Here is a 14994-nt window from a genome sequence, read left to right as displayed (position 1 = left end):
TGCTTTTCTGAGATTATTGAATCACTGAATTTCAGGATATACAGATGCAACGATTGCTTGCCCTCTCTCTGACCTTGTTTGCGACACTGGCGTCGGCACAGACACAACCCAACACGGTATTGGTTATGGACGGGTCGGGTTCGATGTGGGGGCAGGTTGATGGCGTTGCCAAGATCACCATCGCGCAGGACGTGGTGGCCAACCTGCTTTCGGATTTTCCGGCAGAACAAGGGCTTGGCCTGACAGTTTATGGGCACCGCGAACGTGGTGAATGCACGGATATCGAAACCGTCGTCGCACCCGCACCGGGAACTGCAGCGGATATTGTTGCGGCTGTGAACGGGATCAAACCTTTGGGCAAAACGCCCATGACCGATGCCGTCATCGCCGCCGCACAAGCGTTGCGCTACACCGAAGAAAAAGCGACCGTCATTCTGGTCAGCGACGGGGTGGAAACCTGCAATCCTGATCCATGCGCGGCGGCGCGTCTGCTGGAAGAGGCTGGCATTGATTTCACCGCCCATGTGATCGGCTTCGATGTTGGCTCTGATCCCGAAGCGCTGGCCCAGATGCAATGTATCGCCGAAGAAACAGGCGGGCAGTTCCTTACTGCCGACACGGCAGACCAGTTGACGGCGGCATTGACTCAGGTCGCAGCAGCGCCCGAACCGGAACCCGAACCTGTTTTGGTTCCAACCACGCTAACAGCCGTGATCGAAGGAACGGACTTATTGGTGTCCGGCCCGGTTCTTTGGGAACTGACCAGCAACACCGAAACCGTCCTCAGCGATACCGAAGGCAATCCTCTCGATCTGCAACTGCCGGAAGCGTCCTACACGGTAATCGCATACAGCGTCGCGCTTGAAACCGAGATGACGCGCCAATTCGTGGCCGTCGGGGACAGCGCAACGGTACAAATCGCGTTTCCCGAACCGCAAGAAACAGCGCGGGTTCTTGCCCCCGCCGAAGCGGTTGCAGGAAGCACGATCCAAGTGGGTTGGGACGGGCCGAACGGAGCGGAAGATTATATCGGGATCGGCGCCGCGGATGCCGAAGGCGCAAACCAATGGCGCAACTGGAGCCACACATCGTCGGGCAACCCGGTGGATCTGTTGGTTCCGCCGACACCAGGCGCGCATGTCATCCGCTACTTCAAACGCGACGGGCGCGAGCCGCTGGGTCAAACCGAGATCATGGTCACGCCCGCAACGGCGACCTTGCAGACCGTAGACAGCGCCGCCGCTGGGTCTGAAATCATGGTCGACTGGACAGGACCAAACTATAACGAGGACTATATCGGTATCGGCAAGGTCGGATCTGACGGTGCAAACCAGTGGGAGAACTGGGTCTATGTCCGAAACGGATCACCAGCAAAACTGACCATCCCATCGGACCCAGGCGACTATGCAATCACGTATTTCATGCGTCAGGACAGGACGCCGCTCGCAACCATTGCCTTCACCGCAACAGATGTGACAGCCAGCATCATCGCGCCGACAGAGGCGGTCGCCGGGTCGACCATCGAAGTCGGCTGGACAGGTCCTGATTACGCCGAAGACTACATCGGCATCGGGCGGTCAGACGCAAGCGGCGCAAACCAATGGGAGAACTGGACCTACACTCGTGAGGGCAGCCCTCTTGACCTTGAGATGCCAGCCGAACCGGGCGACTACGTGATCACCTATTTCCAACGGCAGGATCGTACGCCTCTCACAACGGTGCCGATCACACTGACGGCAGTCAGTGCAAGCATCACCGCACCGACCGAGGCGTTCGTCGGCGCCACCATTGAAGTTGGCTGGACCGGCCCAAACTATGCTGAAGATTATATCGGCATCGGGCGCGCTGGCGCAGACGGGGCCAACCAATGAGAGAACTGGACCTATACCCGCCAAGGCAGCCCGCTTGATCTGGTGATGCCTGTTGAGCCGGGCGATTACATTATCACCTATTTCCAACGGCAGGACCGCACGCCTCTCACGACAGTGCCGATTTCCCTAAAGCCCGTCGAAGCATCGCTTCAGGCTCCGGCCAGCGCTCCGGCCGGTTCAACCATCGACGTTGTTTGGACAGGACCGAACTACAGCGAGGATTACCTTGGGATCGGGCGCGCAGGTGCGGATGGTTCAAACCAATGGGAGAACTGGACCTACACTCGCGACGGCGCGCCCGCAAAGCTGTTGGTTCCCGCCACGCCGGGTGAATATGTCATTCGGTACTTCGTCAGACAGGACCGGTCGGCCATTGCAGAAACCCCGATCACCGTAACACCTGTCGAAGCAACCCTGATCGCGCCTGAAACAGCCGCACCGGGTGCGACCATCGAAATCGGCTGGACGGGACCAGACTATGCCGAAGACTACATCGGTGTTGGTCCGGCGGGAGCAAACGGCTCAGCGCAATGGCAAAGCTGGGCCTATACCCGAAGCGGCAACCCGGCGACGATCACCTTGCCCGACACTCCGGGTGATTATGTGGTGCAATATTTCATCCGACAGGATCGGGAAAGCATCGCATCGACGACGATCAAGGTCGAATAGGCGCGTTGCTGTCTAGCCAAGGCTTTCGCCCCAATCCGTCAAGCCCTGACGGCCTTCCGGCGTCAGGTCATAAACACCTGTCTCGACCTTGCAGAACCACCCATAATGGTTGTCCCGCATCAGGGTCGTTGCATTTGCGACACCCGTTGCCTTCGCAACGATTGCCCCTTTTTCGGCACCTGTCTCGGCCAGATACATCGCACAGCGCAGCGCGTCTTGCCGGTAGGCGGTGACAATCCCATGTCGCGTTGCGCCACCGGAATTGGGATCACCCTCAAGCCGATGAAACTCGCGCAGCAGCTTTTCCCGCTTGGCTTTATTGCGGCGCGGAAGATACGGGCCGGGGTCGCATTGAGCCTCTACAACGCCATCTTTGCGAACAGTCAGGAACCCCAAACCAAGACGCCGGCACATGATGGTGTTTTCGCGCAATGCCCGGCGCGCATTGCGGCCTGAAGGCTTAGGCACGGCAATATAGACCAGATCCGTCAATCGCAGCCGGGTCACCGCTTGATGGTACAGCGTCAGGTTCAGCCGCAGCTTGAGTTCGACAACGAGAGGATCTTCGTCACCTCGCACAGCAACAAGATCAACCGCCCCGACTTCGCCTTTAACGGTATAGCCCTGAAACTCGAGAAAGGCTTTCACAAACGGATAGAGATCGGCTTCACGCTCCATGTCCCATCAATGCGCGACTGCCTTGCCGCTGACAAGCACAGCGCCTAGCTTCAGAGCCAGTAAAGGGAAAAGGATGCCTAAATGATTGCCCGCCTGCTGTCGCTTCTGTGTTTTCTGGCCCTGACACAGCCTGCCTTTGCGACCTGTTCAGGCAATGATCTGCGCCCCACGCTTGGAACGGAGGAACGATCGCGCCTCGACGCGGCGTTGGCGAATGCGCCTTTTGCTGACGGCAATCACTGGAAAGCGACACGCGGAGATGCCACGCTGCATTTGATTGGCACGATGCATCTGTCCGATCCACGCCTTGATGCGCCTTTAGGCAGGCTCAAGCCAACCGTCGAAAGCGCCGATCTTCTTTTGCTCGAGATGACCAATGAAGACGAACTTGCGCTGCAGAACCGTCTGACGACCGACCCAAGTCTGCTACTCATGCCAGACACAACACTGCCCGAACTTTTGACCGAAGACCAATGGGATCAGATGTCTAAGGCATTGAATGCACGGGGCGTTCCACCGTTCATGGCCGCACGGTTTCAGCCGTGGTATGTGTCGATCCTTCTGGCGATCCCGCCATGCGCGGCGCAAGGTGATCTCTCGGAGGGTGGCATGGATGCTCGGATCGAAGAGATCGCCGAAACTCAAGGCATCCCAAGCGCAGCCCTCGAAGACGTCGAGACCATCTTTGCCGCGTTCTCGAACCAACCCAGACAGACACAAATCGACATGATGCTGTCCTCTTTGGTCGATCCGGCCATCAACGAGGATTTGTTCGCAACCATGCTGGCGAGCTATTTCGACGAGGCCCCCGCCGAAGGCTGGGCAATGTCCACCATCCTTGCCGAACGCTACAGCCCTGTCGCATCCGACTCCGCCGCCAAAATCTTTGCGACGATGGAGCAGGCGCTTCTGATCGACCGCAATCGCGCGTGGATACCTGTCCTGATCGAGGCGACAAAGACGCACGACACCGTGGTCGCCGCGTTCGGTGCGGCCCATTTGCCAGGACAAAATGGCGTCCTTGCGCTGCTTCAGGCCGAAGGGTTCACGCTGGAACGGCTACCCTTCTGACGCGACGCGCCCACGCACCTGACTGTCATCTTTAAGAAGAAGCCCAAGAGCTATCATCGTCAACGCAACGCCAACCAAAATCAGCACCGGTGGTAGCGGGCGGCCCAGTGCCATTTCCCACAGGATCACCCAGCTTGGTGTCAAATAGGTGTAGGCCATGACCTTGGCTGATGGCAGCCGCATGCTGGCGTACTGCAACAATAGAAATGTCAACGCGCTGGCAAAGACGGAGGTGTAGAGGATCGTCACCCAAACAACCGGTGGCAAAGCCGCCCAATCGGTTTTTGTGATCGACGGATACCCGAAGATCATCAACAAGGCCGTTCCGGCAACCAAGACACCAAAGGTAAAAACGGCGGGCCGCTCTCCTTGGTTCAGTTTTGGCAGAAGCGGGGCATAGACGGCATGGGCAACGCAGCCGACGAAATAGATCATCTCGCCTCGGCCTATCCCAAAGGCCAGAAACACATCAAGATCCGCGCGAAAAATCACCCATAACGCGCCAAAACCACCAATCGTCAGCGCGATTGCCATCCGCCCTGTCATCACCTGCCGCAGCAGCACCCACCCGAACCCTGCTGCGATCAAAGGCGTCAGCGTGAACACAGCCGCCATCGACACAGGTGCGCCGGTCTTCAGCCCTTCGAACATCAGAACGAAATACGCGACGAGGAAAACCGCCAACACAAGATAGCGCCACGGCGCACGCAAGGCATCACGGTCGATACCTCCAGTTGCAAAGACCAGAATGGCTAAAATGACTGACGCGATCACAAATCGAACCGCGTTCAATGCCTCCGGTGCGATATGCGGTGCTGCCATCGACCCAAGCGAAAACGACCCCGCAACCAAAGCCGAAAACGCCAGCATGGCAAAGTGGCCACGATGCGCTTCGACCATGTCAGGTCTCGGACGCATCGAAGACTTTGACGGCTTCCTTGAGATGCGCCAGCAATGCCTGAACCTTGGCTGTCCGGTGCAGATCGACATGGGTCACAAGCCACAGTGGGGCGGCCCATTCCTCTTTCGGCGGCATCACTTCGACCAGTTCGGGATCTGCAGTTCCCTGCGCAACCGGCATGAACCCGATCCCAGCGCCACTTCGGACGGCGGTGATCATGCTGTAGGTGTCTGTTGCCCGGAACACCACGCGGTCGTAGGGCACCTTGGAGCGCAGCCATTGCTGGAACGGCGCGCGCCCATCGGGATTGTCGTTCCCGACGAAGACGTGATTGGGCAGATCGTCCACATCTTTTGGCATCCCATGCTTTTCAATGTACCGTTTCGAGGCATAGAGCCCGATCTTGAGCTTCGTCAGCGGCTGCACAACGTTGTCTGGCTCATCGGGTACTGACCCCGCCCGGATCGCAACATGCGCTTCGCCATACTCCAGCCGAAACACACGAGCATCCGTCAGATAGCGCACGACAACATCGGGGTAGCCATCCTTGAAATCAGACAGGACCGGGACAAGGAAATCTGAAAGCTCGACAATCGATGTGACCATCAGATCACCGCTCACATCCGCCCCACGCCCGCGGATGCGACCAACCAGTTGCTGGAGTTGATCCTCCGTTGTCTGAGCGACACGCGCCAGGTCTTCGCCGGATTCGGTCGGGGTATATCCGCGCGCATGACGTTGAAAAAGCTTGACTCCTAACCGCGCCTCTAGGGCGTCGATGTGTCGGATGACAGTGGCGTGGTGAACGCCCAATACCTCGGCCGCACCGCTCACCGTGCCCTGCCGGGCTACCTGGTACGCAGTGCGCACCTCGTCCCAATGTTCCATAAATTCCTCTGTGCAACAACTCACACGTACCGCGCATTTCTTCCCATTTCGTGCGCTGGCGCAAGACATAAGTACTCAGCACAGACAAACAAGTTCGTGACTGGAGAGTCCCATGACAAAAACCGTACTTCGGATCGACGCATCCGCCCGCCACACCGGCTCTGAAAGCCGCGCCCTGACACAACGCATTGTCGACCGACTTGCCCCCACGACCGTGATCACTCGCGATCTGGCCGTTGCCGTGCCTGCCATCGACGGCGATTGGCTTAACGCCAATTGGACACCCGAGGACCAGCGCACCGACACACAGCGCGAGACACTCGCACTGTCCGACACGCTGATCGCAGAACTCAAGGCTGCCGATACCATCGTCATCGGTGCGCCGATCTACAACTTCGGCATTCCCGCGACCCTGAAAACATGGGTCGATCTGATTGCCCGTGCCGGGATCACCTTCAAGTACTCCGAATCCGGCCCCCAAGGCCTGCTGACCGGCAAACGCGCCATTGTGGCGATCACGTCCGGCGGCACACAGGTCGGGTCCGAGATCGACTTTGCCAGCGGCTACCTGCGCCATGTGCTGGGCTTTGTCGGCATCACCGATGTGCAGTTTGTCGCTGCGGACCAGTTGATGGTCGATGCAGACGCATCGCACGCCAAGGCAAACGCGGCGCTTGAGGCCCTTGCCGCCTGAGACGCAAAAGTCTGGACCAGACAACAGGGGCGCAGCTAGGCTTGCGCCCCATGAAAATCACGCGACACACACCAGATCAACTGATCCTTGATCACACGCCTTGGATGTTTGGCATTCTGTTTGGCGTCATTATCCTGGCATCAACCATCTGCATCGCAATTCTGCCCTTCAACGGCTATCCGGAAGGTTTCTTCGCTGTGCCGTTCCTGATTGTCGGAACACTCCTGTTCAAGGGCTTTGTGCGGCGAGATCAGGTGATTTTCGATCGGACAAGCGGCACTGTTACACTGCGCCATCGCACTCTGACCAGCTATCGGTCCGACACGATCGACTTGGCCGATGTCGAAAGCGCAGAACTTGACGTCAAGCAGCACCGGCAGTCAGGTGGTAATGGAACCATTGATGTCTACTGCCCGGCCTTGCGAGTAGACGGCACGCTTCGCCCCCTTCGCAATCTCTATTCGAATCTGGGGCGGCATCGCGAAACGGTGGATACAATCAACCAGTGGCTTTCAGCCTAGCATCCCACCACCCAACTTGACTCTGCGCCTCGTTCTGCCCTACAAGCCGCGAAATTCCGGGAAGTCTGACTTTCCGGTCCCTTGGACACAGTCCGGGATCGCCCCCCACCAGCGTGTCACGCCCGTGGGGGCGTTTGACGTTTGGTAAAACCGTTGCTGGCCCTTACATCGGGGACACAGCCAGCAGCAAAGGAGGCGAAAGCCCATGTTTGAAAATCTGTCCGACCGCCTGTCAGGCGTTTTTGATCGGCTCACCAAACAGGGCGCGTTGTCCGAGGACGACGTAAAAACCGCGCTGCGTGAAGTACGCGTTGCACTCCTTGAAGCCGATGTGTCGCTGCCGGTGGCCCGCGACTTTATCAAAGCGGTACAGGAAAAGGCGACTGGTCAGGCGGTCACAAAGTCGATCACGCCCGGTCAGCAGGTCGTTAAGATCGTCCATGACGAACTCAAGCACGTTCTGACCGGCGACGAAGACCCAGGCGCGCTCAAAATCGACAATCCGCCCGCACCGATCCTGATGGTCGGGCTGCAGGGTGGCGGCAAAACCACCACCACAGCTAAGATTGCCAAGCGCCTGAAAGAGCGCGAGGGCAAGCGCGTGCTCATGGCCTCGCTCGACGTCAACCGCCCGGCGGCGATGGAGCAGTTGCAGATCCTCGGCACCCAGATCGGTGTGGATACCCTGCCCATCGTAAAAGGCGAAGACCCTGTCGCCATCGCCAAGCGTGCCAAAACGCAGGCGTCGCTGGGTGGCTACGATGTTTATATGCTCGACACTGCGGGCCGTCTGTCCATCGACGAAGAGCTGATGGCGCAGGTCGAAGCGGTGCGCGATGTTGCCAACCCGCGCGAAACGCTGCTGGTTGTCGATGGCCTGACCGGCCAAGACGCCGTGCACACAGCGGAAAACTTTGACGAACGCATTGGCATCACCGGTGTGGTCCTCACCCGGATGGACGGTGACGGACGCGGCGGTGCGGCGCTATCGATGCGCGCAGTGACCGGCAAGCCGATCCGCTTTGTGGGCCTTGGCGAAAAGATGGACGCGCTCGAAACCTTCGAGCCGGACCGGATCGCAGGCCGCATCCTTGGCATGGGCGACATCGTCGCGCTGGTCGAGAAAGCGCAGCAGACGCTCGAGGTCGAACAGGCCGAGCGGATGATGAAGCGCTTCCAGAAGGGGATGTTCAACATGAACGACCTCAAGATGCAGCTGGAACAGATGATGAAGATGGGCGGCATGGAAGGCATGCTTGCCATGATGCCCGGCGCGCAGAAGATGCAAAAGCAGATGGACGGCGCAGGCATTGACGACCGCATGTTGCGTCAGCAGATCGCACTGATCAACTCCATGACAAAGAAGGAACGCGCCAATCCGCAGATCCTTCAGGCCAGCCGCAAGAAACGCATCGCCAAGGGTGCGGGCATGGAAGTGTCGGAACTCAACAAGCTTCTCAAGATGCAGCGCCAGATGGGCGACATGATGAAGAAGATGGGCAAGATGGGCAAAGGCGGCATGCTGAAACAGGCCATGAAAGGCATGATGGGAAAGGGCGGCGGCAGCCCGGAAGAGATGATGGGCCAGATGGACCCGAAGGCTCTGGAACAGGCGGCCAAGGCGATGGGTGGCAAAGGCGGATTGCCCGGCATGGGCGGCATGGGTGGTTTGCCACCGGGCCTGAGCGGGTTCGGCAAGAAGAAGTAAGTGACGACCGCCCCGATCATAAACACGGCGCGTCTGCGCCTGCGCGGTCACACGTCGGCCGATCTCGAACAGTTGTGCGATCTGTTCGAAACGGATCGTGCCGTGCATATGGGCGGCCCGATCCCGCGCAAGCAGGCGTGGCGTTGGATTGCGTCTGAAGTTGCCATGTGGGACCTGATGGGCCACGGCGCGTGGGGTATCGAGACGACCGAGGGCGAATTCATCGGTCAGGTCGGTTTGCTCAAGCCACCGCACTTCCCAGAGGTCGAATTGGGTTGGACGCTGCTCGAGCAGGCCGAGGGCAAGGGCTATGCGTTTGAGGCGGCGATGGGCGCAATGCTCTGGGCGTGGGACAAAGGTTTCGAAACCTTGGTGTCATATATCGACCCCGCGAACACACGGTCGATCGCGCTCGCGGAACGGCTGGGTGCCTTGCATGACCCGGACGCACCATTGCCAGAAGGCGAAACACCGGAAGAAACCATCGTTTACCGCCACAGCCCGGACAGCGACGGAAGCCCGGAGGCGTACACATGAGCCTCACCAACGCGCCCACGCTTGAAACTGAACGCCTGATTTTGCGCGGCCCTGAAAAAGCCGATGCGGAAGCAATGATCGCATTCCTGATGGACAACACCCGCGCCGAAGGCTTTGGCGGCTACACCAACCGCTCGGATTCGTGGCGCTGGTTCACGCTCAACGTGGGCCACTGGCACTGGCATGGCTATGGCTACTTCACGATTCAAGACAAGGCCACCGGCAAACCAGCGGGCATTTCTGGCATCTGGAACCCGGAAGGCTGGCCCGAACCCGAGGTGGGCTGGGTGGTGTTCGACGGGTTCGAGGGCAAAGGCATCGCATTTGAGGCCGCAACCCGCGTGCGCCAGTGGGCCTATGACGACCTTGGCTTTACCACGCTGACCTCGAACATTGTGCCGGGCAACACCCGGTCGATCCGGCTGGCCGAGCGCATGGGCGCCACCTATGAGCGGACCTACGACAACCCGAACATGGGCGAAGACATGCTCTACCGACATCCGGGACCGGAGGCGCTGGTATGAGTTTGGATGTCCCCGTGATCGAAACCGACCGCCTGATCCTGCGCGCTCCGCGCCTGTCGGACCACGCAGCGTTCTGTGCGTATTTCGCCGAGCCGCGCAGCAAGTGGAACGGTGGACCGCTTGGCCCGCGTGAAGTCGAAGGCATGATCACTTCGGCTGCAGGCGGTTGGGCCTTACGCGGCTATGGCCTCTGGTTTGTGACACTCAAGGGCGACGAAACCGCCATCGGCTTTTCTGGAATCTTCCATCCGTTTGACTGGCCGGAGCCCGATCTCGGCTATGGCATCGCTGCAGAATACGAAGGTAAAGGTATTGCATTCGAGGCTTCCTTGGCCGCCCGGAAAGCCGCAGCAGACCATTTTGACCTGAATGGCCTGCCCAGCTTCATCGCACCCGACAACGCGCGCTCTCAGGCGCTGGCATTGCGCATGGGCGCTATTCGCGAGGCTGATATCGCGCTCCGGGACAGGATCGCGACCGTCTATCGGCACCCCAATACGGAGGCTTTTTGACATGGGTCACCGCGACATTCCAGTTCTGGAAACCAAGCGCCTGTCTTTGCGCAGCCCAAAGGCCGAGGATTACCCCGATTTCAAGGCGACCTTCGCCTCGTACCGGTCCCGCTTCATGGGTGGGCCGCTCAATGGCTATGAGGCGTGGATGCTGTATGCCGCCGAGATCGGGCATTGGGAAATCCGGGGTTTCGGCATGTGGATGGTGCATCTCAAGGACACCGGCGAAACCGTCGGCATGGCAGGTGGCTGGTCGCCGGCAAAATGGCCCGAACGGGAAATCGCCTGGATCATCTGGCCGGATCGCGCGGGCAAGGGTTTCGCACTCGAAGCGACCCACCGCGTGCGCCGCTATTTCTATGATGAGAAAGGCTGGACCACTGCGGTCAGCTATCTTGACCCCAAAAACCTCGACAGCATCCGTCTGGCCGAGCGTCTTGGAGCCAAGAAAGATCACGGTGCCCCGACCGTCGATGGAAGCGACGTGGTCTATCGCCACCCCAGCCCCGACGCGCTGCGCGGCAGTCAGTTGTCGCACGGCATCGACATGGAAATCGCCCATTACCAAGACCCCCTGTTCAAACCGAAAGGCTGGGCCATTGACTGACATGACCACCGATCTCGTGACCCGTGCCGCAGAGCTGCTCAAGGGTCACCGCGAAAGCATCGACCGTCTGGACGCGATCCTCGTGTTCACGCTTGCCGAGCGGTTCAAACACACGCAGGCCGTGGGTGTGCTGAAGGCACAGCACGACCTCCCGCCCTCAGACCCCGCACGCGAAGAAAAACAGATCGCGCGGCTCGAAGAGCTTGCGACCCAGGCAGACCTTGATCCTGAGTTCGCCAAGAAATTCCTGAATTTCATCATTCAGGAAGTCATCCAACACCACAAACAGAAGCAATCCTGACGGGTCCTCCCGTCATCTCGAAAACCCTAGGAGAATATCAAATGGCTATCAAAATTCGTCTCGCCCGTGGCGGTTCTAAAAAGCGCCCCTTCTACCGCATCGTTGCTGCCGACAGCCGCATGCCGCGCGACGGTCGCTTCATCGAAAAGCTGGGCACCTACAACCCGCTCCTGCCGAAAGACAGCGAAGAGCGCGTGAAGATGGACTTGGAGCGCATCCAGTACTGGATGAGCCAGGGCGCCCAGACCACAGACCGCGTCGCGCGCTTCCTCGAAGCGGCTGGCGTTGTTGAGAAGAAAGAGCGCAGCAACCCGAAGAAAGCCGTACCGGGCAAAGCTGCAACAGAACGCGCCGAAGCCAAGGCCGCCAAAGCAGCAGACGCTGCCGACGCCACTCCGGCCGCAGAAGAAGCAACCGCGGAATAATCGCGGACTGCCCTCGCAGATGGCCGGCCCACCCGGTCATCTGCACCTTTCCGGTGTGAAAACCGACCAACGTCTTCCCATTCATAACATGGTCACAATCCCGCATGCCACGCGCGTCATTTTGCGCGACCGGGTGCAGTTTGCTTGACCCTGCATGCTGTCCGGGCCATGTGATACGCCAACCGCATGCAGCCCTACAGGAGCCAATCGCCATGCTCATCCGCCTTGCAACCGTTTCCAGCCTCGCCCTCGGTATAGCCGCCCCAGCGTTGGCTGCAGGCCCTGAGCAAACAGCAACACAGCCTGACGTGATGGTCGCTGCGCCGGCACCAGCCAAGCCACAGCTCATGTTCACCCTGCGTGGCGGCGTGGCCTCGAACCCGGAGTATTTTGGTTCTGACGAGAACGCCATTGGCGCGGATTTGGGCTTTTCGTTCAATTACCTGTCGCTGCGCAACGGACGCACCTTCGGTAACCCTGATCCCTGGGCAGACAGCATGGGTCTGACCTTTGGAGGGTCGTTCCGCTTCATCGAGGAACGCAAGACAAATGATTTTGACGAACTGGCCGGTCTTGATGATATCGACGCGGCTGTCGAACTGGGTGTGTCCATGCGTTACGGCACCGAACATTTCGCAGCGTTCGGCGAAGTCCGCCGCGGCTTTGGCGGGCACGAGGGCTGGGTTGGCGAAGTCGGTGCCGATGCGATCCTGCGGCCAACTGATCGTTTGCGTCTTTCGATGGGTCCGCGCCTGTTTTTCGGCGATGATGCCTATAGCGACACCTATTTCGGCATAACCGCAGCCGAATCCAGTGCTGCCCTTCCCGCTTATGATCCGGACGGCGGCATGGTCTCTGCCGGTGTGGAATTTGGCGCGCGCTACCAGATCAACGATGTCTGGGGTCTTGAAGGTGCTGTGACTTGGGAAAAGTTCACCGACGACGCCGCAGACAGCCCGATCGTCCAGCAGGGCTCGGACGAACAGTGGGGCGTACGCTTTGGCGTGACCCGTGTGTTCAGCATCGGCGGCTGAGCGACTGGCAATTGCCTCGGCAGGGCAGTCTGGTCTATCCAGACTGTCGAAATGACCGGGAGCACATTCGTGAGTGAAAAAGTCTGCGTCGGCGCGATTGCCGGGTCCTTCGGGGTCAGGGGTGAAGTGCGCCTGAAAAGCTTTACCGCAATCCCCGAAGACATCGCCATATACGCACCGCTCGAGACCGAGGACGGAAAGCATAGCTATACAGTCAAGATCACCCGACAGATCAAAAACGGTCTTGCCGCGCGGCTGTCGGGGGTCTCGAGCAAGGAAGCAGCCGATGCTTTGCGTGGCACCCAACTTTATGTTCCGCGCGAGAGGCTGCCCTCACTCCCGGATGACGAGTTTTATCACGCCGACCTGATCGGGTTGGAGGTGACCGATACTGGCGGGACACCTTTGGGCAAGGTGATGGCTGTGATCAACAATGGCGCAGACGACCTTCTTGAACTGCGCGCACCGGGACAGAAACAGACGGTTCTCCTGCCCTTCACCAAAGCGGTTGTCCCGACGGTCGATCTTGCTCAGGGACGGATTGTCGCTGATCCGCCCGAGGGCCTGTTTTCGTGACGACAAGGATCGTCATCCATGCAGGATTTCACAAAACAGGGACAACGAGCGTCCAGTCCATGCTGCGTGAGAACGCAGCCTTGCTGGAACCACATGTGCGCGTCTTTCTCAAGGAAGCCTTCGAATCCCTGACCGATTGCGCCCGCGCGTTCTCGATCGACCCGAAGAAACGAACCTTGTCGCAGATCGCCAAGACTGCCGCGGCCTTTTTCGATGCGCTGTCCGTTACAGACCCGCGCCCCATCGTCATGTCTTCCGAAGATCTGTCCGGCCATATGCCCGGCAGGCATGGCTTGGAGTGTTACGACAGCGCAGGTCTGGTTATGAAGTGCCTGACGGATGTGGCATTGCGGCGCTTTGGTCCCACGACGGACCTGACTTTCTATTTCTCCACACGCGGCCACGATGCTTGGTTGCGCAGCACGTGGTGGCAGAACTTGCGCAGCACGCGGCTGACCGACGACTTGCAAGCGTACAGCGCCCAATTCGACGCGGCGCGCAGTCTTGACGACATCCTAGAAGAAATTGCGCTGGATGTCGCGCCAGCGCGGGTGACATCGTTCCTTCTGGAAGACACGGCCGATCTGCCGCTGGGGCCATTGGACCCTTTGCTTGCCCTGTTGGAACTAACCGAGCTTGACCGAACACAACTGGCCATTCTGCCGCCTGAGAATGTGCAGCCGGATATGGGTATCCACGATGTGTTTCTTGCCCTGAACCGCAGCGCACTGTCCGAAAAAGACATCCAAGAAGCCAAACGCCTCGTGCGCCGGATGGCCCAGCAACCCGATCCGTAAAACGCGTCGCGCTTTTGCCGCACAAATGCCGTTTGTACGCCAATATTCAAGCAAGAAACCGCCACTCCCGACTGCTAATCAGCACAGGTTGCAGTGGGGACAGCGTGTTGTGGATCGAGTAAAACGTCGAGCATTGTTAACTTTTGCCGCTCTGTCGCCGGGTGTGGTGTCCATCACCCTGCAGGAAGTGGCTGTGTCATTCGCCTTTATGGTTTTGGGTGTGTTCGGCGCGCTGAGCATCGCTGCAGCCACACTGTCGGTGTTCCCGCAAATCGGGCCGTCCCCGATGATGGAGAGCGCGACGAAAAAAGCTTCCCCTTCGCTGCTTCTGTCTTCATCCCTTGCCAGACTGGCAACCATGGCACCCGATCCAACCATCATTCGCGCCCACTTGCAGATGCTCATGGGTCAGGACAAAGGCTCACCGCGTTTTCTGACGGAAGATGATCAGATCGCGATGGTCCTGTCACAAATCCTCGCAAGATGGGACAGCCCCTCCTTGACCGAATTGACCGACGACCAGGTCCGCGAACTCTGGCTGGTTGAGCGATTGATGCGCGCGAGCCCGGCAGAGGCCGGGGCGCTGGCGCATTTCTTTGTGTCGCCCAATGCCATGCTCGCAATGCGGGATGCCTTGGCCAATCCTGTTTCTGTCTGACCTGTGGCCATTCCGGTGACGA

19 protein-coding genes are annotated in these 14994 nt (G+C 59.2%); 16 read left to right on the top strand and 3 right to left on the bottom strand.

The window, feature by feature from the left end; genetic code table 11:
- Positions 1-44: 44 nt before the first annotated feature.
- The gene (locus ACK3EW_RS01105; protein WP_493808129.1) at positions 45-1871 is read left to right on the top strand and encodes a vWA domain-containing protein; all 1827 of its coding nucleotides are present in this window, start codon (positions 45-47) and stop codon (positions 1869-1871) included.
- Positions 1872-1916: 45 nt separating this feature from the next.
- The gene (locus tag ACK3EW_RS01100; RefSeq protein WP_493808128.1) at positions 1917-2540 is read left to right on the top strand and encodes a hypothetical protein; all 624 of its coding nucleotides are present in this window, start codon (positions 1917-1919) and stop codon (positions 2538-2540) included.
- A 12-nt stretch (positions 2541-2552) separates the two neighbouring features.
- On the opposite strand, the gene ACK3EW_RS01095 is transcribed toward ACK3EW_RS01100, so the two are convergent.
- Complete coding sequence (locus ACK3EW_RS01095; RefSeq protein WP_493808127.1) at positions 2553-3218, bottom strand: DUF2161 domain-containing phosphodiesterase; 666 nt, start codon at positions 3216-3218, stop codon at positions 2553-2555.
- Positions 3219-3299: 81 nt separating this feature from the next.
- Here ACK3EW_RS01095 and ACK3EW_RS01090 point away from each other — a divergent pair, with 81 nt between their 5' ends.
- Positions 3300-4289: a TraB/GumN family protein gene (locus ACK3EW_RS01090; RefSeq protein WP_493808126.1), complete on the top strand. Its 990-nt coding sequence runs from the start codon at positions 3300-3302 to the stop codon at positions 4287-4289.
- On the opposite strand, the gene ACK3EW_RS01085 is transcribed toward ACK3EW_RS01090, so the two are convergent.
- Together ACK3EW_RS01085 and ACK3EW_RS01080 are read right to left on the bottom strand one after the other, a co-directional pair.
- Positions 4278-5207, bottom strand: a complete 930-nt coding sequence (locus ACK3EW_RS01085) for a DMT family transporter (protein WP_493808125.1) — start codon at positions 5205-5207, stop codon at positions 4278-4280. The two genes, ACK3EW_RS01090 and ACK3EW_RS01085, sit on opposite strands and share 12 nt — an antisense overlap.
- Positions 5191-6078: a LysR family transcriptional regulator gene (locus ACK3EW_RS01080; protein WP_439118535.1), complete on the bottom strand. Its 888-nt coding sequence runs from the start codon at positions 6076-6078 to the stop codon at positions 5191-5193. Before ACK3EW_RS01080 ends, ACK3EW_RS01085 begins: the two co-directional genes overlap by 17 nt.
- A gap of 112 nt (positions 6079-6190) precedes the next feature.
- On the opposite strand from ACK3EW_RS01080, the gene ACK3EW_RS01075 reads away from it, so the two are divergent.
- The 13 genes from ACK3EW_RS01075 (at position 6191) to ACK3EW_RS01015 (ending at position 14972) form a co-directional block, all read left to right on the top strand.
- Entirely contained in the window at positions 6191-6772 is a 582-nt protein-coding gene (locus ACK3EW_RS01075) for an FMN-dependent NADH-azoreductase (RefSeq protein ID WP_493808124.1), read from the top strand.
- Positions 6773-6822: 50 nt separating this feature from the next.
- Complete coding sequence (locus ACK3EW_RS01070; protein ID WP_493808123.1) at positions 6823-7293, top strand: hypothetical protein; 471 nt, start codon at positions 6823-6825, stop codon at positions 7291-7293.
- 205 nt (positions 7294-7498) lie between these two features.
- A complete protein-coding gene (ffh, locus tag ACK3EW_RS01065; protein WP_085627956.1) occupies positions 7499-9001 on the top strand; it encodes a signal recognition particle protein in 1503 nt (500 codons plus the stop codon).
- Positions 9002-9538: a GNAT family N-acetyltransferase gene (locus ACK3EW_RS01060; RefSeq protein ID WP_493808122.1), complete on the top strand. Its 537-nt coding sequence runs from the start codon at positions 9002-9004 to the stop codon at positions 9536-9538.
- Positions 9535-10062 carry a GNAT family N-acetyltransferase gene (locus ACK3EW_RS01055; RefSeq protein ID WP_493808121.1) on the top strand — a complete coding sequence of 176 codons (528 nt, stop codon included), beginning with the start codon at positions 9535-9537 and terminating at the stop codon, positions 10060-10062. The genes ACK3EW_RS01060 and ACK3EW_RS01055 overlap by 4 nt, the downstream gene beginning before the upstream one ends.
- Positions 10059-10574 carry a GNAT family N-acetyltransferase gene (locus tag ACK3EW_RS01050; protein WP_493808120.1) on the top strand — a complete coding sequence of 172 codons (516 nt, stop codon included), beginning with the start codon at positions 10059-10061 and terminating at the stop codon, positions 10572-10574. Before ACK3EW_RS01055 ends, ACK3EW_RS01050 begins: the two co-directional genes overlap by 4 nt.
- A 1-nt stretch (position 10575) precedes the next feature.
- Positions 10576-11181 carry a GNAT family N-acetyltransferase gene (locus tag ACK3EW_RS01045; protein ID WP_493808119.1) on the top strand — a complete coding sequence of 202 codons (606 nt, stop codon included), beginning with the start codon at positions 10576-10578 and terminating at the stop codon, positions 11179-11181.
- Between the two features lies 1 nt (position 11182).
- Positions 11183-11482, top strand: coding sequence for a chorismate mutase (locus ACK3EW_RS01040; protein WP_439118542.1), 300 nt, complete (start codon positions 11183-11185; stop codon positions 11480-11482).
- A 41-nt stretch (positions 11483-11523) separates the two neighbouring features.
- Positions 11524-11907: a 30S ribosomal protein S16 gene (rpsP, locus tag ACK3EW_RS01035; RefSeq protein WP_493808118.1), complete on the top strand. Its 384-nt coding sequence runs from the start codon at positions 11524-11526 to the stop codon at positions 11905-11907.
- Between the two features lie 212 nt (positions 11908-12119).
- Positions 12120-12941: a MipA/OmpV family protein gene (locus tag ACK3EW_RS01030; RefSeq protein WP_493808117.1), complete on the top strand. Its 822-nt coding sequence runs from the start codon at positions 12120-12122 to the stop codon at positions 12939-12941.
- Positions 12942-13010: 69 nt separating this feature from the next.
- A complete protein-coding gene (gene rimM / locus ACK3EW_RS01025) occupies positions 13011-13517 on the top strand; it encodes a ribosome maturation factor RimM (RefSeq protein WP_493808116.1) in 507 nt (168 codons plus the stop codon).
- 59 nt (positions 13518-13576) lie between these two features.
- Positions 13577-14314 carry a hypothetical protein gene (locus ACK3EW_RS01020; protein WP_493808115.1) on the top strand — a complete coding sequence of 246 codons (738 nt, stop codon included), beginning with the start codon at positions 13577-13579 and terminating at the stop codon, positions 14312-14314.
- Between the two features lie 109 nt (positions 14315-14423).
- Complete coding sequence (locus ACK3EW_RS01015) at positions 14424-14972, top strand: hypothetical protein (protein WP_493808114.1); 549 nt, start codon at positions 14424-14426, stop codon at positions 14970-14972.
- Positions 14973-14994: the final 22 nt, after the last annotated feature.

It is taken from the genome of Marivita sp. NO-S04 (genome assembly GCF_059070475.1).
This window is presented reverse-complemented; position numbering and strand designations above follow the sequence as displayed.